The organism is Pseudomonas sp. HP_01, assembly GCF_055284355.1.
Window position 1 is genome coordinate 1 of sequence record NZ_JBTOPV010000044.1, and the last position, 22745, is coordinate 22745.

Annotated in this window: 20 protein-coding genes; 17 read left to right on the top strand and 3 right to left on the bottom strand. The window is 61.9% G+C overall.

Features of this window, described 5'->3' with window-relative positions; translation table 11 throughout:
* Positions 1 to 827: 827 nt before the first annotated feature.
* Positions 828 to 1754 carry a LysR family transcriptional regulator gene (locus ACYAR8_RS19860; protein WP_463580831.1) on the bottom strand — a complete coding sequence of 309 codons (927 nt, stop codon included), beginning with the start codon at positions 1752 to 1754 and terminating at the stop codon, positions 828 to 830.
* A gap of 317 nt (positions 1755 to 2071) precedes the next feature.
* Here ACYAR8_RS19860 and ACYAR8_RS19865 point away from each other — a divergent pair, with 317 nt between their 5' ends.
* From ACYAR8_RS19865 to ACYAR8_RS19885, 5 genes are all read left to right on the top strand, one after another.
* Positions 2072 to 2800: a DUF969 domain-containing protein gene (locus tag ACYAR8_RS19865; protein ID WP_463580832.1), complete on the top strand. Its 729-nt coding sequence runs from the start codon at positions 2072 to 2074 to the stop codon at positions 2798 to 2800.
* Positions 2797 to 3747 (top strand): DUF979 domain-containing protein, encoded by a 951-nt coding sequence (locus tag ACYAR8_RS19870; protein ID WP_463580833.1) that lies wholly within the window; start codon positions 2797 to 2799, stop codon positions 3745 to 3747. Before ACYAR8_RS19865 ends, ACYAR8_RS19870 begins: the two co-directional genes overlap by 4 nt.
* Before the next feature lie 473 nt (positions 3748 to 4220).
* Positions 4221 to 5141, top strand: a complete 921-nt coding sequence (gene rbsK / locus ACYAR8_RS19875; protein WP_463580834.1) for a ribokinase — start codon at positions 4221 to 4223, stop codon at positions 5139 to 5141.
* 68 nt (positions 5142 to 5209) lie between these two features.
* On the top strand, positions 5210 to 6541 hold the full coding sequence (gene fucP, locus ACYAR8_RS19880; protein ID WP_074889096.1) for an L-fucose:H+ symporter permease: 1332 nt from the start codon (positions 5210 to 5212) through the stop codon (positions 6539 to 6541).
* Positions 6538 to 7623: an aldose 1-epimerase family protein gene (locus tag ACYAR8_RS19885; RefSeq protein WP_463580835.1), complete on the top strand. Its 1086-nt coding sequence runs from the start codon at positions 6538 to 6540 to the stop codon at positions 7621 to 7623. Before fucP ends, ACYAR8_RS19885 begins: the two co-directional genes overlap by 4 nt.
* Positions 7624 to 7815: 192 nt before the next feature.
* On the opposite strand, the gene deoR is transcribed toward ACYAR8_RS19885, so the two are convergent.
* Complete coding sequence (gene deoR / locus ACYAR8_RS19890; RefSeq protein ID WP_074889090.1) at positions 7816 to 8586, bottom strand: DNA-binding transcriptional repressor DeoR; 771 nt, start codon at positions 8584 to 8586, stop codon at positions 7816 to 7818.
* A gap of 130 nt (positions 8587 to 8716) precedes the next feature.
* Between deoR and deoC the strand changes: the two genes are divergently transcribed.
* The 4 genes from deoC (at position 8717) to ACYAR8_RS19910 (ending at position 12524) form a co-directional block, all read left to right on the top strand.
* On the top strand, positions 8717 to 9397 hold the full coding sequence (gene deoC / locus ACYAR8_RS19895; protein WP_074889087.1) for a deoxyribose-phosphate aldolase: 681 nt from the start codon (positions 8717 to 8719) through the stop codon (positions 9395 to 9397).
* Between the two features lie 168 nt (positions 9398 to 9565).
* The gene (locus ACYAR8_RS19900) at positions 9566 to 10519 is read left to right on the top strand and encodes an alpha/beta hydrolase (RefSeq protein ID WP_463580836.1); all 954 of its coding nucleotides are present in this window, start codon (positions 9566 to 9568) and stop codon (positions 10517 to 10519) included.
* A gap of 66 nt (positions 10520 to 10585) precedes the next feature.
* Positions 10586 to 11425 carry an AraC family transcriptional regulator gene (locus ACYAR8_RS19905; protein WP_463580837.1) on the top strand — a complete coding sequence of 280 codons (840 nt, stop codon included), beginning with the start codon at positions 10586 to 10588 and terminating at the stop codon, positions 11423 to 11425.
* A gap of 718 nt (positions 11426 to 12143) precedes the next feature.
* The gene (locus ACYAR8_RS19910; RefSeq protein WP_463580838.1) at positions 12144 to 12524 is read left to right on the top strand and encodes a cupin domain-containing protein; all 381 of its coding nucleotides are present in this window, start codon (positions 12144 to 12146) and stop codon (positions 12522 to 12524) included.
* Here ACYAR8_RS19910 and ACYAR8_RS19915 read toward each other — a convergent pair whose 3' ends face one another.
* On the bottom strand, positions 12525 to 13433 hold the full coding sequence (locus ACYAR8_RS19915; RefSeq protein ID WP_463580844.1) for a LysR family transcriptional regulator: 909 nt from the start codon (positions 13431 to 13433) through the stop codon (positions 12525 to 12527).
* Between the two features lie 129 nt (positions 13434 to 13562).
* Here ACYAR8_RS19915 and ACYAR8_RS19920 point away from each other — a divergent pair, with 129 nt between their 5' ends.
* The 8 genes from ACYAR8_RS19920 (at position 13563) to dctM (ending at position 22523) form a co-directional block, all read left to right on the top strand.
* Entirely contained in the window at positions 13563 to 14402 is an 840-nt protein-coding gene (locus tag ACYAR8_RS19920) for an HTD2 family dehydratase (RefSeq protein WP_463580839.1), read from the top strand.
* A gap of 63 nt (positions 14403 to 14465) precedes the next feature.
* Positions 14466 to 15629, top strand: a complete 1164-nt coding sequence (locus ACYAR8_RS19925; RefSeq protein WP_074889358.1) for an acyl-CoA dehydrogenase family protein — start codon at positions 14466 to 14468, stop codon at positions 15627 to 15629.
* 10 nt (positions 15630 to 15639) lie between these two features.
* Positions 15640 to 16989: an MmgE/PrpD family protein gene (locus ACYAR8_RS19930; RefSeq protein ID WP_463580840.1), complete on the top strand. Its 1350-nt coding sequence runs from the start codon at positions 15640 to 15642 to the stop codon at positions 16987 to 16989.
* Between the two features lie 128 nt (positions 16990 to 17117).
* Positions 17118 to 18317, top strand: coding sequence for a CaiB/BaiF CoA transferase family protein (locus ACYAR8_RS19935; protein WP_463580841.1), 1200 nt, complete (start codon positions 17118 to 17120; stop codon positions 18315 to 18317).
* Between the two features lie 166 nt (positions 18318 to 18483).
* On the top strand, positions 18484 to 19308 hold the full coding sequence (locus ACYAR8_RS19940) for an HpcH/HpaI aldolase/citrate lyase family protein (RefSeq protein ID WP_074889073.1): 825 nt from the start codon (positions 18484 to 18486) through the stop codon (positions 19306 to 19308).
* 180 nt (positions 19309 to 19488) lie between these two features.
* Positions 19489 to 20487 carry a TRAP transporter substrate-binding protein gene (locus ACYAR8_RS19945; protein WP_463580842.1) on the top strand — a complete coding sequence of 333 codons (999 nt, stop codon included), beginning with the start codon at positions 19489 to 19491 and terminating at the stop codon, positions 20485 to 20487.
* 120 nt (positions 20488 to 20607) lie between these two features.
* A complete protein-coding gene (locus tag ACYAR8_RS19950) occupies positions 20608 to 21240 on the top strand; it encodes a TRAP transporter small permease (RefSeq protein ID WP_463580843.1) in 633 nt (210 codons plus the stop codon).
* On the top strand, positions 21240 to 22523 hold the full coding sequence (dctM, locus tag ACYAR8_RS19955) for a C4-dicarboxylate TRAP transporter large permease protein DctM (protein WP_074889065.1): 1284 nt from the start codon (positions 21240 to 21242) through the stop codon (positions 22521 to 22523). The genes ACYAR8_RS19950 and dctM overlap by 1 nt, the downstream gene beginning before the upstream one ends.
* Positions 22524 to 22745: the final 222 nt, after the last annotated feature.

Below are 22745 nucleotides of genomic sequence, written 5' to 3' on the forward strand. Positions count from 1 at the left end.
GAACGCACATCTCCTGTAGGAGCAATCGGAGGTTACGACGGTCGCGAAGCGGCGGGCCTGTGACATTAATGTCGGCTGACACACTGCCATCGCGAGCAAGCTCACTCCTACGATTTCGTACCCGCATCCAAAATCCGCGTGGAACGCGAATTCTTACTCGCCTCCAATATCCCCTTCGAACGCACATCTCCTGTAGGAGCAATCGGAGGTTACGACGGTCGCGAAGCGGCGGGCCTGTGACATTAATGTCGGCTGACACACTGCCATCGCGAGCAAGCTCACTCCTACGATTTCGTACCCGCATCCAAAATCCGCGTGGAACGCGAATTCTTACTCGCCTCCAATATCCCCTTCGAACGCACATCTCCTGTAGGAGCAATCGGAGGTTACGACGGTCGCGAAGCGGCGGGCCTGTGACATTAATGTCGGCTGACACACTGCCATCGCGAGCAAGCTCACTCCTACGATTTCGTACCCGCATCCAAAATCCGCGTGGAACGCGAATTCTTACTCGCCTCCAATATCCCCTTCGAACGCACATCTCCTGTAGGAGCAATCGGAGGTTACGACGGTCGCGAAGCGGCGGGCCTGTGACATTAATGTCGGCTGACACACTGCCATCGCGAGCAAGCTCACTCCTACGATTTCGTACCCGCATCCAAAATCTGCGTCGAACGCAATCCACTGTAGCAGCGTGGCTTGTCCCCCGATCTGCCGCGAAGCGGCAGCACATGGGTCAATCTGACTTATCAGGCGATTCCGGCGCCAGTTATGTCGGTGACCGCGTCCCCGATCGCGGGACAAGCCACAATCCTACAGCTGCAGGTCTAATCCTGGCTTCCTTCCAGGACAAAACCCGCCGGCATCTCCTGAGCGAAGGCGTTCACCACTTCGCGGGTGAGGCCGACGATGTCCTCGACCAACTCCATTCCCGCGCCGGTGCGCCAGCTGGCGACGATGTCCATCAGCGGCGGCAGCGGGACGTTCTCGATCAGCGTCAACGCGCCCTGGGCCAGTTCGCCATGAACCAGCGTCACCGGCAGCGCGCCGATGCCAAAGCCGTCGCGCACCAGCCGGGTAATGGCTGACGCCGAGTTCACGCAGTTGATCCGTGGCGTGACGATGTTGGCGCTGTGCAGCATGTTGAGGATGTCCTGGTGGGGCCGTGAGTTGCGGGAGAACGTGACAATGCGCGCTTCGGCGATCTCTTCCAGGGTCACGTTCGGGCGGTCGAATGCCGATCCGGTCGGCACCACCCAGCGCAGGGGATAGCGCGCCAGCACCGCGTTGCGCACGCTGTCGAAACGCAGCACGTCGGTCTGGAAAATGATGTCCTGATAACCCTTTTCCAGCTGCGAGCAGAGGTTGCTGGCGGTTTCAGCGGTGAGCTCGATTTCCAGGTTCGGGTAACACTTCATCAGGCGTGTTACCAAGGGGCTGAGCCAGGTGTGTATCACCGTATCCATCGCGCCGATGCGGATGCGGCCACGGACCTGGCTGGGGTCTTTGATCGCCGCCTTCATGCTTTGCATCGTGTCCATGATGTGTTCGGCGTATTCGAGCACGCGCAGACCCTCTTGGGTCAGCGACACGCCTCTGGAGTCCCGGACGAACAGCCGCACGCCCATTTCCTCCTCCAGCGCGGCAATGCGGCTGGAGATGGAGGCCTGGGTGCTGAACAGTTTTTCCGCCGTCAGACGAAAGCTTTTCAGCCGCGCGACCCAGACGAAGGTTTCCAGAAACTTGAGATTCACCGAGGGATTTCCTTGAGCAATTGAGCGCCGGCGCACCTACGGGATGACGGGGGAGCGTCACAGCGTTGCAGGCACGACCTGTGCAGACTGAGCACTGGAACAGCAGGTTGCATGCCACCCCGGCAACAGAAAATCTTATGGGTCATAGCGGGTTTTTCCCGTTGGACGCCCCCGGCGTGACTGCGGTGCCATGGGGCAGCGGCACTGTGACTTCGTTGAGCCTGGGCTCAGGACGGGCGCTGCCACCGCTCGTTTCTCGACCCTGTTCCTCCTTCGTGCCCCAGCAAGGTACCGCAACTGCCAACGAGAACCCCATCATGCAAACCGCTATCAACCTCTGGCCGCTGCTTGGCGTGCTGGTCATCGTTCTGGGCTTCGTCCTGCGTTTCAATCCCATGCTGGTCGTGGCGCTTGCCGCCCTGGCCACCGGCCTTGCCGCCAGCATGCCGCTGGAAACCATCCTGGCGACCATCGGCACGGGCTTCATCAAGACCCGCACGCTACCGCTGATCATCCTCTTGCCGCTGGCGGTGATCGGTTTGCTGGAGCGCCACGGCCTGCGGCTGCATGCGCAGAACTGGATCGCCCGGTTCACCGGCGCCACGGCCGGACGCCTGTTGATCGCCTACCTGTTCGTGCGCGAAACCACTGCAGCCCTTGGCCTGACCAGCCTTGGCGGCCACCCGCAGATGGTGCGGCCGTTGCTCGCGCCCATGGCCGAAGGCGCTGCTGAATCCCGCTTCGGCAAGCTGCCCGAGGCGTTGCGCATCAAGCTGCTGGCGTTGTGCGCGGCGACCGACAATGTCGGGCTGTTCTTCGGTGAAGACATCTTCGTCGCGTTCGGTGCGATTGCGTTGATGCACACCTTCCTGCTCGGCTCCGGTATCGATGTCGACCCGATGCACATCGCGTTCTGGGGGATACCGACAGCGATCTGCGCGTTCGTCATCCACGCCATCCGCCTGCACCGGTTCGATCAGCGCATGAACCGTGAATTGACGTCGCTGCCGCCGGCCTCCGCTGTCGACAAGGAGCTGGCTCGATGATCATTTCCATTCAATACCTGTACTGGCTGGCGGGCGTGATTCTGGCGATCACGGCGTTTATGACCGCGACCGATCGGAGCAATCCCAAGCGCTGGACCACGGGGTTGTTCTGGGGCTTGTTCGCCATCGCGTTTCTGGTCGGCGAGAAGCTGCCGCCGGTGTGGGTGGGCGTCGGGGTGATCGTCATGGCGTTGATCGCCGGGTTCGGCGGCGTGGGTTTCGGCCAGCATCAGAACCTCAATGACAGGGCGCGGCGGGAGAGTGCAGGGCGCTTGAAGAACAAACTGTTCATTCCGGCGCTGGCGATTCCGCTGGTCACCGTGATTGGCGCGGTGCTGCTGAAGAACATCAAGTTTGGCGACGTCTTTTTGCTGGACCCGGCCAACAGCACGTTCGTGTCGCTGGGCATTGGCAGTCTGGTGGCGTTGGCCCTGGCCTGCTGGCTGACCCGCGACACGCCCGTGCAGGCCATGCGCGAATCGCGGCGCCTGACCGAAGCGCTGGGTTGGGCACTGGTGCTGCCGCAGATGCTGGCGATGCTTGGCCTGGTGTTCAACGACGCGGGCGTCGGCAAAGCGGTGGCTCACCTGGCCACGGCCTACATCAACCTGGATTTTCGTCTCGTCTCGGTGATGGTGTACGTGCTGGGCATGGCGCTGTTCACCATCGTCATGGGCAACGGATTTGCCGCGTTTCCGGTGATGACCGGCGGCATCGGCGTGCCGGTGCTGGTAGGCATGTACGGCGCCAACCCGGCGGTGATGGCCGCCATTGGCATGTTCTCGGGCTACTGCGGGACGCTGATGACGCCGATGGCGGCCAACTACAACCTGATTCCTGCAGCGTTGCTGGAATTGCCGGACAAGTACGCGGTGATCAAAGCGCAAATCCCCACGGCGCTGGCGATGCTGGTGGCGAATATTCTGCTGCTCTATTTCCTGATGTAGTTGCGGCGCCTGCTGTAGCTGCGTCGCCAGGGCTGACGCTTTCGCGGGCAAGCGCGCTCCTACGGCCTTCGGCCAGAATCAAAAGCCACGCCATCGCTTGCCTCGTTTATCGCGCTCTTTGCAGGAGCGCGCTTGCCCGCGATCTGGCGCGCAGCGGCAGCAAAATGCCTGCCCGTTTACAAGGCATTCCTGGCCGCCTCCTCTTCACCCACTCCCTTCGCCACGCAATAAATGCCCTCATCGCAAACGTTTGCGCGATTCCATGGTCTGTACGACAAGTGGCTGCGATCCCTCTGCCTCAATGCTTACCACAGGCTTTCCGGTAGTGCTTTCTGACCAAGACAACAAGCCGCGTGTCTTGCTCCGAAGAAATAGGTTGAATAGTCACACAAAATGTTATTTAAATAACAAAAATAAAACCGCGACGGTGGCTCATCTTTCGAGCCCAGCGCGTGAACAAGGTACTCACACACATGAACAAGATCGCGGTCATCGGCAGCAACATGGTGGATTTGATCACCTACATCGACCGGATGCCGGCGCAGGGCGAGACCCTCGAAGCACCGAATTTCGCCATGGGCTGCGGCGGCAAGGGCGCCAATCAAGCCGTCGCAGCGGCCAAGCTGGGCGCTGACGTGTTGATGCTGAGCAAAGTCGGCGACGACATGTTCGCCGACAACACGCTGGCCAATTTCAAGCGCTACGGCATTGATACCCAGTTCGTCCAGCGCGTTCCCGGCGTGTCCAGCGGCGTCGCGCCGATCTTCGTGCAGAGCGATTCCCACAACAGCATCCTCATCGTCAAAGGCGCCAATGCGCACCTGAAACCGGCGGACATCGACGCTGCCCAGGCCGCGTTGCGCGACTGCACGCTCATCGTGCTGCAACTGGAAATCGACCTGGAAACCGTCTACTACGCCATCGAATTCGCCAAGGCCAACGGCATTCCGGTGCTGCTCAATCCGGCGCCCGCCGTGAAGGGCTTGAGCCGCGAGCACCTGTCGCAGCTGGACTTCTTCATTCCCAACGAAACCGAGCTGGCGCTGGTCACCGGGCGTGTTATCGACTCGGTGGAATCAGCCCGCGCAGCCGCCCGGCAACTGGTGCAGGACGGCATTCGTCACGTCATCGTCACCCTCGGTGAAAATGGCGCGCTGTACGTCGGCGAAGAAGGCGAATTTCGCGTCGAAGGCATCAAGGTCGATGCCCGCGACACCACCGGCGCCGGCGACGCGTTCATCGGTTGCTTTGCCCGCCACTGGAGCGAAGACGGCGACATGCGCAACGCCATGACCCGTGCCGTGGCCTATTCCGCCTGCTCGGTCACCGGTTTTGGCACCCAGAGTTCCTACCCGGACGCTGCCGCGTTCAGCCACTTTCTCGACACCCTTTGAGCCGCCGCGCCCTGCCGATCGGCTGATCGACGGGGCGGGGTATTTCCTGTACTTCCCGGAGAACAACAATGACAAAGCCCGCGCTCCAACAATCGACGGACGGGTTCTACCTGAACCGTACGCCATGGTTCGCTTTCCTGCTGCTGTGCTGCTGCTTCGCGCTGTGGGCGGCGGCAGCGAGCATGAACGACGTGCTCATCGCGCACTTCAAGAAAGCCTTCCTGCTCAGTGATGTGCAGACCTCCTTTGTGCAGTCGGCGTTCTACCTCGGCTACTTCTTCGTGGCGATTCCGGCGGCGATGGTCGTCAGACGTTTCAGCTACAAGACCACCATCCTCATCGGCCTGGTGCTGTACATGGCGGGCTGCTCGCTGTTCTTCCCGGCAGCTTCGATGGCCAAATACGGCATGTTCCTGATGGCGCTGTTCGTCATCGCGGCCGGCCTGGCCTTCCTCGAAACCGCCTGCAATACCTACTCGACGCTGATGGGCCCGCGTGAAACCGGGACCCGTCGCCTGAACATTTCCCAGACCTTCCACCCGTTCGGCGCAATGACCGGCGTGTACGTGGGCAGCTTCGTGATGTTCAAGGACACCGACGCCACCCGCGAGCAGTTGACGCAGATGAGCGCCTCGGAAGCAGCCGTCCAGCAATTGCAGATGATTCAGTCCACGCTGCTGCCGTACAAATGGATGATCGCGGTGCTGGTGCTGATGTTCGTGCTGATCGCGTTCACCAAGTTTCCGGCGTGCAAGGGCAAGGTCACGGCCAACGTCAAATCCAGCAGCATCGGCCAGAGCCTGTCGCGTCTGTGGCGCAACCCGCGCTTTACCTTCGGCGTGCTGGCGCAGTTTCTGTACGTGGGCGCGCAAGTGGGCGTGTGGAGTTTCACCATTCGCCTGGCCATGCAGATGGGCGGGATGAACGAGCGCAGCGCTTCGTGGTTCTTGCTGACCACCTTCGCCGCTTACTTCGTCGGCAAGATGGTCGCCAACCTGTTGATGCGCAAAATGTCTCCGGCCAAGGTGCTGGCAATCTACGGCGTGCTGGCCATCGTACTGCTGGCCTACACGATTCTGGTGCCGAACATCAGCGCGGTATATGCGGCGGTGGGCGTGAGCATTTTCCTGGGTCCGTGCTGGCCGACCATTTATGGCCTGACCATCGACGGTCTGGGTGAGGACACCGGCGTCGGCGGTTCGCTGCTGGTGATGAGTATTGTTGGCGGCGGCGTGATGCCGATCTTCCAGGGCCTGCTCTCCGACGCCACCGGCGGCAACATGCAGATTGCCTACACCGTTCCGCTGTTGTGCTTCGTGGCGATCGTCGCTTATGCCATTAAATGCATGCGTGATCCGCTGCCCGCCCAGGCACCGGTGGGCGCGGTGACGGCATCATGAGAGCGTCCGAAAAGCGCACCACGATTGCGCTGTACCCGGAGCTGTTCAGCGGCGATGAAAAGACGTTGCTGTCGTCCTCGGACTTCAGGGTGCTGGCCTGGACCTATCCCAGCGGTGTGAAAGCCCTGGCGCTGGAGAACGATCGCGGCCGGGTCGTGGTGCTGCCTTATCAGGGGCAGATGGTCTGGTCAGCGGTGTTCGATGGCTGCGACCTGACCATGCGCAACATGTTCGAACAACCACGCCCGAGCTCAACGGTGATCGGCACCTACGGCTGCTTCATGTTCCACAGCGGCCTGCTGCGCAACGGCTGCCCGACGCCGGAAGACGATCATCCGTTGCACGGCGAAATGCCCTGCGCGCCGATGGACAGCGCCTGGCTGGAAATCGGCGAGGACGCTGGCGGCGCGTTTCTGCGCATCGGCGGCGAGTATGAATACGTGATGGGCTTTGGCGACCACTACCGCGCCAGGCCCAGCGTGACCTTGCGTCCGGGTTCGGCGCTGTTCGACATCGGGATGGACGTGCGCAACCTGGCCGGCAAGCCGATGGAGCTGATGTACATGGCGCACATGAACTACGCCTACGTCGACGGCGGACGTTTCATCGAGCCATTGGGCATGGCGCGTACGCGGGTTCGCAGCAGCGTACCTGCCCACGTCAAGCCGACGCCGGCGTGGTCGGCGTACATGGCCGAACTGACGGAAGACCCGTCACGGCTGGAAAGCCTGAGCACGCCTGAGCTGTACGACCCGGAGATCGTTTGCTTCTTCGACGGCGTGCAGGCGGATGCACAGGGCAACGCGCATTTCCTGCTCAAGCACCCTGAAGGTCCGGCGTTTTACACGCGTTACCAGCCGGCGCAGTTCGATCATGCGGCCCGGTGGATTCTGCACAATGCTGATCAGCAAGTGGCCGCATTTGTGCTGCCCGCGACTTGCGAGCCCGAGGGGTATCTCGCGGAAAAGGCCAAAGGCAATGTGCGCCAGTTGGGCGCAGGGGAGAGCGCGTCATTCAGCGTGACGACGGGGTATCTGGGGGCTGAAGAAGTGCAGAAGCTGGAAGCGGATTTGAAACGCTGACGGCCTATTTTTTGCCCAAATGTCGAGCGGGTGCGCGGACCCTGTAGGCGCTGCTGGAGGTTACGACAGTGGCGAACGCGGTGGGACAGTTGCGCATCCGCTGACAGACAGGTCGCGTTCGCCAGCAAAGTGGAGCGCCAAACCGGTGGCTCCTACAGATTCGACGCTCGCCAAAACAAGGTGGCGTGTTGCTCAAACCACCCAACGCGCCCCATACCCCTCAATCAAATCCCGATAAGCCTTCGGCAGCTTCTTGTCGCTGACCACCACATGAAAGTCCTGCAACGTCGCGAAATGCGCCGTTCGTACGGCATCGAATTTGGAATGATCGGCCAGCAACATGCAGTGCCGGGCCTGGCGCAGGACCTTTTGCTTGACCTCCACTTCATTGAAGTTGAAGCAGGTCACGCCCAGCTCGTCGCTGACGCCGGCCGCCGAAACGAACGCCCAGGTCAGGCGGATGCCATCCAGAATGCTCGCTTCGCTGTGGTGTTCGAACACCTGATTCTTGCGATGAAAGGTGCCGCCGCAGAGCACGATGGAACAGTTGGGTTTCTGCTGCAGTTTGAGCAGGACGTTGAGGGAATTGCACACGGCAGTGAACTCCAGCTCGTCCGGGATGAAGTCGATGACGAAAGGGATCGTTGTGCCACAGTCGAAAAACACCGTGTCTCCGGGCTGGATGAACGCGGCGGCCAGCTTGCCGACGCGGCGCTTTTCCTCAACGTGACGGGTGTCCTGCTCGGTGACCTTGTAATCACTCGCCTCCGACGGATCGAACGCCAGAGTGATGTGCCCGCCCAACAGATGAAATTTGTCGGGGTGGCGGGTCAGGTCCCGGCGCAAGGTCATCTCCGAAACGTCCAGCAGGGCGGCCATTTCCTTCAGGTGAATCGCCTTTTGATCTTGCAGGGCTTGCTGGATCAATTTGATCCGGTCGGATTTTTTACTGTCCACGGGCATTCCGATTGTCGAATGGATATGGTAAAAAAATAACATTCATTGTTATATTTACAACATAAAATGATGCGCTCAGGTATGAAGCTTAAAGCGTGTCGCTGTTTACCGCCTCACTATCAGGAAACGATTGGCCATGAAGATCGAACCCGCAGCACTCGCCCAGTACATCGACCACACCTTGCTGGCCGCCGACGCCAGCCGCGCGCAGATCGCAACCCTGTGCCGCGAAGCGCAGGAACACGGATTTTATTCGGTGTGCGTGAACTCTGGCCAGGTGCCTTACGCCGCCTCGTTGCTGGAAGGTCAGGCCGTCAAAGTCTGCGCCGTGGTCGGCTTCCCACTGGGCGCCGGGCTGAGCGACACCAAGGCTTTCGAGGCCAAGCAGGCCATCGCGGCCGGCGCGGGCGAGATCGACATGGTCCTGAACATCGGCTGGCTGAAGGACGGCCTGTTCGACGAAGTGAGCGACGATATCGCGGCCGTCAGAGACGCCTGTGGTGCGGTGCCGCTGAAGGTGATCTTCGAAACCTGCTTGCTGGATGACGCCCAGAAAACCCGCGCCGCCGAGATCTGCCGTGACCTCAACGTCGCCTTCGTCAAGACCTCCACCGGCTTCAGCCGCAGCGGCGCGACCCTGGAAGACGTCGCCCTGATGCGCAAGGTTGTGGGCGAGGGTGTTGGCGTGAAAGCCTCCGGCGGCGTGCGTGATTACGCAACGGCGGTGGCAATGATCGAAGCGGGCGCGACGCGGCTGGGCACCAGTTCGGGGATCGCGATCGTCAGTGGCGCGGCGGCGTCGGGCTCGGGTTACTGATTCTGCCGCGGTTCGGTGCCGCCAACGGCGTGGCACCGTTCCCGGTTGGTCGGGGCCTCTCGGCAGAGGCTCGCGACAGAAGGCCTTTCGCCGAAAAGAGCAGGACCCGCCCCGCCAATGAGTGGCAAACTGCCGGTGCACTCACCTCTGCACCGGGCACCTCTCTCAATGCGAACATTCTCCCTGGCGCGGCTCAAGGCCCGCTGGTTCTTCTGGCTGTGCATGCTGCTGATCGTCGTCGGTCTCCCGGTCGGTTGCGCGGCGTTGCAGCACAAGGAACGTGAACTGGTCTTCATGATCGAGCCCGGCACGGCGAGCTGGTACCGCGGCCTGCCGTCCGATGTGCAAGAGCTTGAGCTCAAGGGACCATCGTTCGGCCTCGGGCAGAACATCCATGCCTGGTGGTGGCCTTCGGAGAAGAAGGACGCACCGGCCATCCTTTACCTGCATGGCTCGCGCTGGAACCTCACCGGCCAGCTGTTCCGCATCGAACAACTGCGCGCCCTGGGCTTCTCCATCCTCGCCATCGATTACCGCGGCTTCGGTCAGAGCAAAGGCCAGTTGCCGTCGGAAGCGTCGGTTTATGAAGACGCGCGCATTGCCTGGGAGCGCCTGAAACAGATTCAACCCGACCCGCAAAAGCGTCTGATCTATGGGCATTCCCTGGGTGGCGCCGTGGCTGTCGACCTCGCCGCCGAACTGGGCCGGGATGCGCAGAAAGACAACGGGCCGATTCAGGCGCGGGGGCTGATCATCGAATCGACCTTCACCAACCTCGCCGACGTCGCGTCCTCCGTCGCCAGCAAACGCACCTCGTTGCCGGTGCGCTGGCTGATCTCGCAGAAATTCGACTCCATCGACAAGATCGCCGACGTACACATGCCGGTGCTGATCGTGCATGGCACGGCGGATCAGTTCGTCGCGCCGCAGTTCAGTGAAGCGCTGTTCGAAGCGGCGCAGGAGCCGAAGAATTTGCTGATGGTGCCGGGGGGCAATCACAACAACAGCATGAACCTGGGGCGCGAGGCGTACAGCCAGGCGATTCAGAATTTGCTCAGCGAGAAGCCACCGGCGGTGCATGCGTCCAATGCATCGGCGGCATTGCTCAAACAGCCCGGTTAGCCTTTTTCATGAGCGCGGCCGGTGTCCTCTCAAAGCGCCTGCCGCCACCTGCCGCGAGTGCTGCCGATGGACTCACATGCAGACGAAGACGCCCACCTGACCCATTCCGCGCGGGACTGGGTGCTGCGTGCCGCGCCTCTGCCGCAGATCGAGCGGATCGAGGCGTATTTTCACGGGCACGGTTTCGAGATGCACCGCCACGACACTTACGCCATCGGCCACACGATGTCGGGGGTGCAGAGCTTTCAGTACGGCAAGGAGCGGGTCGACAACCTGCCGGGACGGACGATGGTGCTGTACCCCGACGAAGCCCATGACGGCCACGCCGGGACCGCAGACGGCTTTCGCTACCGGATGTTCTACCTGGAGCCGGCGATGGTTCAGCAGGTCCTCGGTGGCAAGCCGTTGCCGTTTATCAAAGGTGGGGCGTCCAGTGATCCGCGCCTGTTCAGGGCGACGCGGGCGCTGCTGTCCGACCTGAATAACGCCCTGGATCCTCTCGAACTGGACGACGCGATCTACGACCTCGCAATCGCCCTGCAAACGGCCGCCGGTGTGCGCAAGGGCCGCCAGACCGTCAACTACGCCGGCGCCCAACGTGCGCGGGAAATGCTCATGGCCAGTCTGGAACAGGGCGTCAGCCTGACCGATCTGGAACAGGCCAGCGACACCGACCGCTGGCGCCTGTTGCGGGATTTTCGCGTGCTGTTCGGCACCACGCCTTACCGTTACCTGACCCTGCGCCGGCTGGACCTCGTCCGGCACTCGATAGCGTTGGGTGTGTCCCTGAGTGACGCGTCGGTGATGGCGGGGTTCTCCGACCAGAGCCACATGACACGGCATTTCGTGAAGACCTTCGGCTACCCGCCAGGGCGGTGGTTGAAGATGTTGGCGGCGCGCGCATAAGGGGATCAAGCACACCTTGTGGGACAGGCTTTAGCCGGGAATGCGTCAGTTGCCACACCGAAAAATGGATGGCGTACGCACCGGCCTCTTCCCGGCTAAAGCCGGTCCCACTATTAGTTCGCGGTGTATCAGTGGAACTGGCTTTAGCCGGGAATGCGTCAGTTGCCACACCGAAAAATGGATGGCGTACGCACCGGTCTCTTCCCGGCTGAAGCCGGTCCCACTATTAGTTCGCGGTGTTTCAGTGGGACCGGCTTTAGCCGGGAATGCGTCAGTTGCCACACCGAAAAATGGATGGCGTAGGCACTGGCCTCTTCCCGGCTGAAGCCGGTCCCACTATTAGTTCGCGGTGTTTCAGTGGGACCGGCTTTAGCCGGGAATGCGTCAGTTGCCACACCGAAAAATGGATGGCGTACGCACTGGCCTCTTCCCGGCTGAAGCCGGTCCCACTATCAGTTCGCGGTGTTTCAGTGGGACCGGCTTTAGCCGGGAATGCGTCAGTTGCCACACCGAAAAATGGATGGCGTACACACCGGCCTCTTCCCGGCTAAAGCCGGTCCCACTATTAGTTCGCGATGTTTCAGTGGGACCGGCTTTAGCCGGGAATGCGTCAGGCGTCACACCGCAAAACTGGATGCACCGTGCAATAACGTACAAGACCCCACCCACCCCCGCGCTTTAGATTGGCTCTACATCAAACCCTGTCGGAGCCGCCATCGTGTCCACGTCCAACACCCAGCACACCCCCATCAACTTCGCCCAGAAATACAGCCTGTTCACCGAGCAGTGGCAGCCCAAAGTCATCGCGCAGATGAACGACTACCAGTTCAAGCTGGCGCGGCTGGAAGGGGAGTTTCTCTGGCACAGCCACGCCGACACCGACGAAACCTTCATCGTGCTCGAAGGCTGTTTGCGCATCGATTTTCGCGACGGTTTCGTCGAACTCAACGCGGGCGAACTGTATGTCGTGCCCAAGGGCGTCGAGCACAAACCCTGGGCCGAGAAGGAAGTGAAGCTGATGCTGATCGAGCCCAGCGGCGTCATCAACACCGGCAGCGACACCAACGAGCGCACCGCGCAGAACGACGTCTGGATCTGATTACGCCTCTGGCTTTGCTGCATCATCCTTGGGCAACAACACCGCAATCAACGCCCTGACCACCCCCGGCAGGGCGTCCAGTTCGCGGACCAGAATGCTCCGTTCGCGCACTGCCCAGGGCTCGTCGAGTTCGATGGTCACCAGCTTCATCGTCCGGCTGTGCCGTGACGCCGCCGACTCCGGGATCACCCCGATGCCCACCCCGGCCTCGACCATCCGGCAGATGGCCTCGAAGCTCGACACCTGAATCCGCAACGACAGACTCTGCCCCAGCCGCTCGACGTGATCGCGCAGAAAGCTCAGCAGCGTGCTGCCTTCGTGCAGGCCGATGTGCTGAAACGCCAGGGTCTGCTTGAACGTGACTTTTTTCTCCGCTGCCAGCTCATGGCCCACCGGCACGGTCAGGACCAGGCGGTCGGTGCTGAAGTGGATGACCTGCAAACCCGCCGCTTCCACCGGCCCGGCGATGATGCCCATGTCGGTGCTGCCGTCGAGTACGCCGCGCACGATGTCCCGGGACAGACGCTCTTGCAGGTCCACCGTGACGCCGGGCCGTTTCGCCAGAAAGCCCGCCAGCACTTCGGGCAGAAACTCGGTGACGGCGGTGGTGTTGGCGAAGATGCGAATGTGCCCCGCCGAATCGGTGCCGTAGCGGGTGAACTCACTCTTCAGGTAATCCACCTGGCTCATGATCAGCCGCGCGTGTTTGAGCAGGCGCTGACCGGCGGGGGTCAGTTCGACGCCACGGCTGTCACGGTACAACAGGCGTGTGCCGAGTTGGCCTTCCAGTGCCTTGATCCGTGCGCTGGCGGCGGCAGGGGAAAGAAACGCCCGGCGCGCGCCCTGGGTCAGGCTCGGTGATTCGCCGATGTGAATGAAGAGGCGCAAGTCAGCCAGATCGAAATGCATGGTGGGTGCCCGGACGTCGTAGAAGGCGTTCAGCATACCCGAACGCCGCTATACGCAAATGCGGATTCTCAGAATGCCGGCGCACTTCCATGATCGGGCCATAACAACAAACCCAGAGGGTTCCCGCCCATGAGCGCTGCAGAGTCACCCGTGGATTTCACCGCCTGGATAGGCCGCACCCAAGAAGCCCAGGATCATCTGAGTGTCAACCTGATCAAGCGCATCGCGGCCACCTTTGGCGAGCCCACGCCCGCCGTGGGCGATCCACTGCCGCCGCTGTGGCAATGGTGTTTTTTCCAGGAACCGGTGTTCGAAGCGCACCTCGGCGGTGACGGCCATCCCGCCCGTGGCGGCTTTCTGCCCCCGGCGGACAATCGCAATCGCATGTGGGCCGGCGGACGTGTCGAGTTCATTCAGCCGCTGAACGTCGGCGCCGACGCCCATCGCCTGTCGACGATCCTGCACATCGAAGAAAAGCACGGCCGCACCGGCTCGCTGCTGTTCGTGACCGTGCGCCATGACTACTCGCAACACGGCGAGCTGTGCGTGCGGGAAGAGCAGGACATCGTCTACCGCGAGCCCAATCCGCCGAAGCTCACTAGCGGTGACGCGCCAGAGCAGGGCGAGTGGAGCGAGGTCATCGAGCCGACGCCGACGCTGCTGTTCCGCTATTCGGCCGTAACCTTCAACGGTCACCGCATTCACTACGACTACCCCTACGTCACCGACACCGAAGGCTACTCCGGCCTGGTCGTGCATGGCCCGATGACCGCCACCTTCAACCTGCGCGCGTTCATTCGCGCCAACCCCGACAAGCGCGTGCGGCATTTCGCCTATCGCGGCGTGCGCCCGCTCAACGTGCCTGCGGCGTTTCGCGTTGGCGGGCGAATCGTCGAGCCAGGCAAGGCGCAACTGTGGGCCGGCAATGACGCCGGCGTCGCCCAGAGCGCCGAAGTCGTTTTTGACTGAACCCTTCTTTTATACAGCCAGGCGCGTCGACCCTGTGGGCGCCGGCCGATGCGAGTGGACACCATGAACCCTTACGAAAACGAAGACCTCAATGCCATCCGTGACGGCGTGCGCGCGCTGTGTGCGCAGTTTCCGGCCGAATACTGGCGCAAGATCGATGAACAGAAAGGCTTCCCGGAAACCTTCGTCAAGGCGCTGACCGATGAAGGCTGGCTGTCGGCGATGATTCCCGAAGAGTACGGCGGCTCCGGGCTGGGCCTGGCGGAAGCGTCGGTGATCCTCGAAGAAGTGAACGCCTGCGGCGGTAATTCCGGCACCGTGCACGGCCAGATGTACAACATGTTCACCCTGTTGCGTCACGGCAGCGACGCGCAGAAAAGCTATTACCTGCCCAAGCTCGCCAGCGGCGAACTGCGCCTGCAATCCATGGGCGTGACCGAACCGAGCACCGGCACCGACACCACCAAGATCAAGACCACGGCGGTAAAGCAGGGCGACAAGTACGTAATCAATGGTCAGAAGGTCTGGATCTCCCGCGTGCAGCATTCCGACCTGATGATCCTGCTGGCGCGCACCACACCGCTGGCCGAAGTGACGAAAAAGTCCGAAGGCATGTCGATCTTCATCGTCGACCTGCGCGATGCCATCGGCAACGGCCTGACCGTTCAGCCCATTGCCAACATGGTCAACCACGAAACCAACGAGCTGTTCTTCGACAACCTCGAACTGCCCGCTGAAAGCCTCATCGGTGAAGAAGGCAAGGGCTTCCGCTACATCCTCGACGGCCTCAACGCCGAGCGTGCCCTGATCGCGGCCGAGTGCATCGGCGATGGCCGCTGGTTCATCGAGAAATCCGCAGCCTACGCCCGTGACCGCGTGGTGTTTGGTCGCCCGATCGGGCAGAACCAGGGCGTGCAGTTCCCCATCGCCGAAGCGCACATCGAAATCGAAGCGGCGGACCTGATGCGCTGGCGTGCCTGCGAGGAGTACGACAGCGGCAAGAACGCCGGTGCCAGCGCCAACATGGCCAAATACCTCGCGGCAAAAGCGTCATGGGAAGCGGCCAATGCCTGCCTGCAAACCCATGGCGGATTCGGGTTCGCCTGCGAATACGACGTGGAGCGCAAATTCCGCGAAACCCGTCTGTATCAGGTGGCGCCGATCTCCACCAACCTGATTCTTTCCTACGTTGCCGAGCACCTGCTCGACCTGCCACGCAGCTTCTGAGGACGCCGAAATGAGCCACACCCAGGCATTGGCGGGTTTCCTCGCCGAGCTGACCTACGAGCAAATTCCCGGCGCTGTGCTGGACCGTACCGAAGATCTGTTCCTCGACTGGATCGGCTCGGCGCTGGCCAGCCAGGGCGCGCGGCCGATTCCGTTGTTCGAGCGCTACGCCGAACGCATGGGCCCGCAGCAGGGCAAGGCAAAGATTCTGGTCAGCGGTCGCGGCACCTCGGCGTACTTCGCCGCGCTGGTCAACGGCGCGTCTTCGCACCTGGTCGAGCAGGACGATCTGCACAACAGCTCAGTGCTGCACCCGGCGACGGTGGTGTTCTCGGCCGTGCTCGCAGCGGCCCAGGACCTCGGCAAGACCGGGCAGGATTTATTGCTGGCCTCGGTTGCCGGTTACGAAGCCGGCATCCGCATCGGCGAATTCATGGGCCGCTCCCACTACCGCATTTTCCACACCACGGCGACGGTAGGAACGCTTGCTGCTGCAGTGGGCGTCGGCAAGTTGCTGAATTTCGACAAAGAGCAGTTCATCAACCTGCTGGGCACGGCGGGCACCCAGGCCGCCGGGCTGTGGGAATTTCTCCGTGACGCAGCCGACTCCAAACAGCTGCACACCGCCAAAGCCGCGGCCGACGGCCTGCTGGCGGCGTACCTCACCGAAGACGGCCTGACTGGCGCACGGAATATTCTCGAAGGCGATCAGGGCATGGCGGCGGGGATGTCCAGTGACAGTGATCCCGCCAAGCTGTCCGACCGCCTCGGCAGCCGTTGGGCGTTGGTCGAGACCTCGTTCAAGTTTCACGCCTCGTGCCGCCACACCCACCCGGCGGCCGATGCCTTGCTGCACCTGATGCAGCGCGAAGGCCTGCGCCATGAGCAGATCGCCAAGGTGGTCACCCGTGTTCATCAGGGCGCCATTGATGTGCTCGGTCGGGTCGATGTGCCACAGACCGTGCATCAGGCGAAGTTTTCCATGGGCGCAGTGCTCGGGTTGATTGCGGTGCACGGCAGTGCGCAGTTGATCGAATTCCGCGACCTGGCCCTGACCGATGCCGACGTCGCCGCCTTCCGCGAAAAGGTCACGATGGAGCTGGACCCGGAAGTGGATGGTGCTTATCCGGCGCGCTGGCTGGGTCGGGTGATCGTGACCACCACTGATGGCCGGACGCTGAGTGCCGGGATTGATGAGCCCAAGGGCGATCCGGGCAACACCCTGTCGCGGCCTGAACTGGAGGACAAGGTTCAGCGCCTGCTGGTGTTCTCCGGCGCCCGCACGGTGGAGCAGGGCACGGCATTGATCCAGCGGGTCTGGCAGCTGCGCGATGCGCAGGATTTGGTCCATTTGATTTAGGCGAACGCCAACCCTTGTAGGAGTGAGCTTGCTCGCGATTGCAGTGTGTCAGCCCCATCAGGCCTGACTGACAAAATGCTATCGCGAGCAAGCTCACTCCTACAGGGAATGTGAAGAGGTTTACAAACATGACTCAACAACCCCCGCGTCCTCTGGATGGCATCACCGTCGTCAGCCTCGAGCACGCCATTGCGGCGCCGTTCTGCACCCGGCAACTGGCGGATCTGGGCGCCCGCGTTATCAAGGTCGAGCGCCCCGGCGTTGGCGATTTCGCCCGTGGCTACGACCAGCGCGTCGACGGCCTGGCCTCGCATTTCGTCTGGACCAACCGCTCCAAGGAAAGCCTGACCCTGGACCTCAAGCAGGACGAAGCAGGCAACATTCTTGAGTCACTGCTCGCCAAGGCCGACGTGCTGGTACAGAACCTGGCGCCCGGCGCCGCTGCTCGCATGGGGCTGTCATTCGAAGCTCTGCACGAACGCTTCCCGCGCCTGATCGTCTGCGATATTTCCGGCTACGGCGAAGGCGGGCCCTACGAGAAAAAGAAAGCCTACGACCTGCTGATCCAGAGCGAAGGCGGCTTTCTGTCGGTCACCGGTGGCCCGGGCGAAAACGAGATGGCCAAGGCTGGTTGCTCCATCGCCGACATCGCCGCCGGCATGTACGCCTACACCGGGATTCTGTCGGCGCTGATGCTGCGGGACAAAACCGGGCAGGGCAGCCGAATCGACGTCAGCATGCTCGAAAGCCTGGTGGAGTGGATGGGCTACCCGATGTATTACGCCTACGACGGCGCGCCGCCACCGCCACGGGCCGGCGCGTCCCACTCGACGATCTATCCTTACGGGCCGTTTCCCACCGGCGGGGGCGGCACGATCATGCTGGGCCTGCAGAACGAGCGCGAATGGGCGCTGTTCTGCGAGAAGGTCCTGTTCGACCCGTCGCTGGCCACCGACGAGCGCTTTTCGGCGAACTTCAAGCGCTCGGAAAACCGCGAGGCGCTGCGGCAGATCATCGTTGACGGCTTCGCCGCCTTGAGCGTCGATGACGTGGTTGCCCGCCTGGAAGACGCGCAGATCGCCAACGCCCGGGTCAACGACATGCAGGGCGTCTGGGACCATCCGCAGCTCAAGGCCCGTGATCGATGGCGCGAAGTGGACAGCCCGTCCGGCCCGCTGCCGTCGCTGCTGCCGCCGGGCCACAACACCGCGTTCACGCCGCGCATGGACGGCGTGCCGGACCTGGGCCAGCACACCGGCAGCATCCTCGGCGAGCTCGGGTTTTCGGCTGAAGATCAGGCGCGGATGGCCGCAGGCGGGGTGGTCTGAACCTCTCCGTTGCCGCGCGGGCCTACCGTCACGGCTTATAACTGTAAGAGCGCGCTTGCCCGCAAAGAGGCTGGAACATCCGGCCCATTTTTATCGGCTGGAATGCAGTCATTGCGAGCAAGCGCCCACAGCGTCGGGATGACACCCTTTTTCAGGAGCTTCAACCATGCCACAACCCATCATCCGCTCCGCACTGTTCGTGCCCGGCAGTCGCCCCGAGCGGTTTGCCAAGGCGCTGGCGGCCGGCGCTGACGCAGTGATCGTCGATTTCGAAGACGCCGTCGAGGAACCCCTCAAGCGCCAGGCGCGGGACAATCTTGCGGCCTTCCTGAACGACAACCCCCAGGCTTGCGTCTGGGTGCGGGTCAATGCGCCGACCCATGCCGAACATGCCGATGACCTGACGTTTTGTCGGCAACATGCGGGCGTGGCCGGAGTGCTGCTGCCGAAAGTCGAGACTGCTGCTCACGTCGCGGCGGTGTGGCAGACCGGCAAACCGGTTCTGCCGATCATCGAAAGCGCCAAGGGCTTGCTGGCCCTTGAGCAGATCGCCCATGCCGAGGGTGTCGAGCGTTTGTCATTTGGCGGGCTCGACCTGGCGCTGGATCTGAACCTCAACAGCGGCACCCACGCCGCGCAGATGTTTCTCGATCAGGCGCGTATGGCGGTGCAACTGCATTCACGGGGCGCCGATCTGCTGCCACCGCTGGACGGTGTTCACCCGGCCATCGGCGATCCAAAGGGTTTGCACCGTGCCATTCGCCACGCCTACGACATGGGATATGGCGGCGCGTTGTGCATCCATCCGGCGCAAGTGCCGGTGATCCACGCCGCTTTGGCCCCCAGCGCCGATGACTTGAACTGGGCGCAAAAGGTGATCAATGCCAGCGCAGCGGCCAAAGGGGCGGGAGCGTTTCAGCTGGACGGGCAGATGGTCGACGCGCCGGTGTTGCAGCGGGCCCAGCGTTTGCTGGCGTTGGCAGCGGGGTGAACACGGTCGCCGCCGGGCACGGGTTAAAATCTGATCGCGTTCGGCAACCCCGAACGCCGGCTTACACAAAAGCAGATTCTCTAAACACCGGAGCTTGGTCATGGTGGCGTTGCACTATGCTGATGGGCTCAACCCGCTCCTGCCAACATAAGTTCATACAAAAATAAGAAGGTGATATCGATGTTGAAGCTGACCAAAGCGCTCTTCTGCGCGGCTGCGGTGTCCGTGGCGAGCCTCGCACAGGCCGCTGACCCGATCACGATCAAGTTCGCCCATGTGGTGGCGGAAAACACGCCGAAGGGGCAGGGCGCGTTGCTCTTCCAGAAGATGGTCGCCGCCGACCCGGCCTTGAAAGACAAGGTCAAAGTCGAGGTCTACCCGAACTCCTCGCTGTTCGGCGACGGCAAGGAAATGGAAGCCCTGTTGCTCGGCGACGTGCAGATGCTGGCGCCGTCCCTGGCGAAATTCGAGCAGTACACCAAGAAAGTGCAGATCTTCGACCTGCCGTTCCTGTTCAACGACCTCGCTGCCGTCGACCGCTTTCAGCAGGGTCCCCAGGGCAAGGCATTGCTGACGGCGATGGACGACAAAGGCATTCACGGTCTGGCGTATTGGCACAATGGCCTCAAGCAACTGTCCGCGAACAAAAAACTGGTTGAACCCAAAGATGCCCGTGGCCTGAAATTCCGCGTTCAAGCCTCCAGCGTGCTCGAAGCCCAATTCGTCGCCCTGCACGCCAACCCGCGCAAAATGAGCTTCGCCGAGGTCTATCAGGGCCTGCAGACCGGCACCGTCAACGGCACCGAAAACACCTGGTCGAACTATGAAAGCCAGAAGGTCAACGAGGTCCAGCCGTTCTTCACCGAGTCCAACCACGGCCTGATCGACTACATGGTGATCACCAACTCCAAGTTCTGGAACGGCCTGCCGGCGGACGTGCGTGACGAACTGCAAAAGATCCTGGATCAGGTCTCGCTCGAGGTGAACAAGCAGGCAGAAGCGCTGAACCAGACCGCCAAGCAGAAAATCATCGACGCCAAGACCAGCGAAATCGTGACGCTCACCCCTGAGCAGCGTGCCAAATGGCGTGAAGCCATGAAGCCGGTCTGGGACAAGTTCTCCGAGGAAATCGGTGCCGACCTGATCAAGGCCGCCGACGATTCGAACAAGGCGCCTTGAGCCCTTCAGTCGCTTCTCGTTACAGACCGTGACGGCCCGGCGGCCACCCGTTTCGTGGGTGGTCCCCCTTCACGGCCGTCTCTACACCCGGCTAGGTTCGGCTTCGTTCGGAGAATGCTTATGCACCCGCTGACGCGACTCTGGGAGCATCTGGAGGAGGGCATCATCGCTTTCCTGTTGGCTGCCATGACCCTCGTGACTTTCGTCTACGTGGCGTTGAACAACATCTACACCCTGTTTTATTCCCTCAGCGATCAATGGGCGGTCAGCAGCGACTTCTTCGCAGGCATCGGCGACCACCTGATGGGTTACGCCCAAAGCATGACCTGGAGCGTGTCGCTGACCAAAGCCCTGTTTGGCTGGCTGATCTTCTTCGGGATTTCCTACGGCGTGCGCACGGCGGGCCATCTGGGCGTCGACGCGCTGGTCAAGAAGACCAGCAAGCCGGTCCAGCGGGTGCTCGCCCTGCTGGCGTGCGCCTGCTGCCTGGCGTATGCCGGATTGTTCCTCGTCGCCAGCTACAAGTGGGTGTCAGCGCTGTTCGTGGCCGGCATCGGTGCGGAGGACCTCGATCGGTTCGGCATCAAGGTCGCGTACATCACGGTCATCGTACCGATCGGCTTTGGCCTGGTGATCGCTCGCTACCTGGAAATCTTCTACCGCATCTGGACGCACCGGCAGACCGGGTTGGGTCTGGCCGACGAAGCGGCTGAAGCGAGCAAACTCGCCAATCCTGCCGAGGAGCAGCACTGATGACCGTTATCTGCCTGTTCCTGCTGTTATTCGTTTTCATGTTCCTGGGCGTGCCCATCGCCATTTCCCTGGGCTTGTCCGGCGCCGTTTCGATTCTGCTGTTCAGCCCTGACTCGTTGAGTTCGCTGGCGATCAAACTGTTCGAAACCTCCGACAGCTACACCTTTCTGGCAATACCGTTCTTTCTCCTGTCCGGCGCCTTCATGACCACCGGCGGGGTGGCACAGCGGCTGATCGACTTCGCCAACGCCTGCGTCGGCCACATTCGCGGCGGCCTGGCGATTGCGGCGGTGCTGGCGTGCATGCTGTTCGCGGCGCTATCCGGTTCATCGCCCGCCACCGTTGCAGCCGTGGGTTCCATCGCCGTCGCCGGCATGGTTCGCTCGGGTTATCCGAAAGAATTCGGTGCCGGGATCATCTGCAACGCCGGTACGCTGGGGATTCTGATTCCGCCTTCCATCGTGATGGTGGTGTACGCCGCCGCGACGGAAACGTCTGTCGGCAAGCTGTTCATCGCGGGCGTGATCCCCGGCATCCTGTTGGGCCTGGCGCTGATGGTGGTGATCTACATCGTCGCCCGGGTCAAGAAACTTCCGGCCCAGCCTCGGGTGACCTTCCGCCAGTGGCTGCACACGGCGCAACGCGCGTTCTGGGGCCTGATGCTGCTGGTGATCATCCTCGGCGGGATCTACAGCGGCATGTTCACCCCGACCGAAGCGGCGGCGGTGGCGGCGGTCTACTCGGCGTTCATCGCGCTGTTCGTCTATAAGGACATGAGTTTCAAGGACTGCCCGAAAGTGCTGCTGGAGTCCGGCCGGCTGTCGATCATGCTGATGTTTATCATCGCCAACGCCATGCTGTTCGCTCACGTCTTGACCACGGAGCAGATTCCGCAGCAGATCACCGCCTGGGTCATTTCTGAAGGCCTCACCCCGATCGGGTTCCTGATCATGGTGAACATTGTGCTTTTGGTCGCGGGCAGTTTCATGGAGCCGTCGGCAATCATCCTGATCCTGGCGCCGATCTTTTTCCCGATCGCGATGAAGCTCGGCATCGACCCGATTCACCTGGGTATTGTCATGGTGGTCAATATGGAGATCGGACTGGTTCACCCTCCGGTGGGGCTCAACTTGTTCGTGACGTCTGCGGTGACGGGCCTGACGCTGGGCGAGACCATCCGTGCGGCGTTGCCATGGCTGTCGATCCTGCTGGTGTTCCTGCTGCTGGTGACTTACGTGCCCTTCATTTCCCTGGCGCTGCCGAACTGGTTGGGGATGCCATGAGAGTGCATTCGTCCTTAGAGCCACATCAAGATCAAGATCTACGGCGGTCTGCCTAACGGCAGACTGTTTCGCCTTCGGCGACTTACTTTTGAAAAGCACCAAAAGTAAGCCAAAGTGCCTGCTCCTGGTTGGGCCCTTCGTTCCTCAGGGTTCCTTCACTCCGGTCTCGCTCCGTGGGCCCGCCGCCATCCGCCATCCATGGCGGGGGGCGGCTCTCGCGGC

Excerpts from the sequence above, each read along its gene's own strand:
- ACYAR8_RS19945 (WP_463580842.1), top strand. The coding sequence starts at position 19,489 with ATGTTGAAGCTGACCAAAGCGCTCTTCTGCGCGGCTGCGGTGTCCGTG.
- fucP (WP_074889096.1), top strand. The coding sequence starts at position 5,210 with ATGACAAAGCCCGCGCTCCAACAATCGACGGACGGGTTCTACCTGAAC.
- ACYAR8_RS19885 (WP_463580835.1), top strand. The coding sequence starts at position 6,538 with ATGAGAGCGTCCGAAAAGCGCACCACGATTGCGCTGTACCCGGAGCTG.
- deoC (WP_074889087.1), top strand. The coding sequence starts at position 8,717 with ATGAAGATCGAACCCGCAGCACTCGCCCAGTACATCGACCACACCTTG.
- ACYAR8_RS19900 (WP_463580836.1), top strand. The coding sequence starts at position 9,566 with ATGCGAACATTCTCCCTGGCGCGGCTCAAGGCCCGCTGGTTCTTCTGG.
- ACYAR8_RS19950 (WP_463580843.1), top strand. The coding sequence starts at position 20,608 with ATGCACCCGCTGACGCGACTCTGGGAGCATCTGGAGGAGGGCATCATC.
- ACYAR8_RS19925 (WP_074889358.1), top strand. The coding sequence starts at position 14,466 with ATGAACCCTTACGAAAACGAAGACCTCAATGCCATCCGTGACGGCGTG.
- ACYAR8_RS19920 (WP_463580839.1), top strand. The coding sequence starts at position 13,563 with ATGAGCGCTGCAGAGTCACCCGTGGATTTCACCGCCTGGATAGGCCGC.
- ACYAR8_RS19940 (WP_074889073.1), top strand. The coding sequence starts at position 18,484 with ATGCCACAACCCATCATCCGCTCCGCACTGTTCGTGCCCGGCAGTCGC.
- ACYAR8_RS19865 (WP_463580832.1), top strand. The coding sequence starts at position 2,072 with ATGCAAACCGCTATCAACCTCTGGCCGCTGCTTGGCGTGCTGGTCATC.
- rbsK (WP_463580834.1), top strand. The coding sequence starts at position 4,221 with ATGAACAAGATCGCGGTCATCGGCAGCAACATGGTGGATTTGATCACC.
- ACYAR8_RS19905 (WP_463580837.1), top strand. The coding sequence starts at position 10,586 with ATGGACTCACATGCAGACGAAGACGCCCACCTGACCCATTCCGCGCGG.
- ACYAR8_RS19915 (WP_463580844.1), bottom strand. The coding sequence starts at position 13,433 with ATGCATTTCGATCTGGCTGACTTGCGCCTCTTCATTCACATCGGCGAA.
- ACYAR8_RS19935 (WP_463580841.1), top strand. The coding sequence starts at position 17,118 with ATGACTCAACAACCCCCGCGTCCTCTGGATGGCATCACCGTCGTCAGC.
- deoR (WP_074889090.1), bottom strand. The coding sequence starts at position 8,586 with ATGCCCGTGGACAGTAAAAAATCCGACCGGATCAAATTGATCCAGCAA.
- dctM (WP_074889065.1), top strand. The coding sequence starts at position 21,240 with ATGACCGTTATCTGCCTGTTCCTGCTGTTATTCGTTTTCATGTTCCTG.
- ACYAR8_RS19930 (WP_463580840.1), top strand. The coding sequence starts at position 15,640 with ATGAGCCACACCCAGGCATTGGCGGGTTTCCTCGCCGAGCTGACCTAC.
- ACYAR8_RS19870 (WP_463580833.1), top strand. The coding sequence starts at position 2,797 with ATGATCATTTCCATTCAATACCTGTACTGGCTGGCGGGCGTGATTCTG.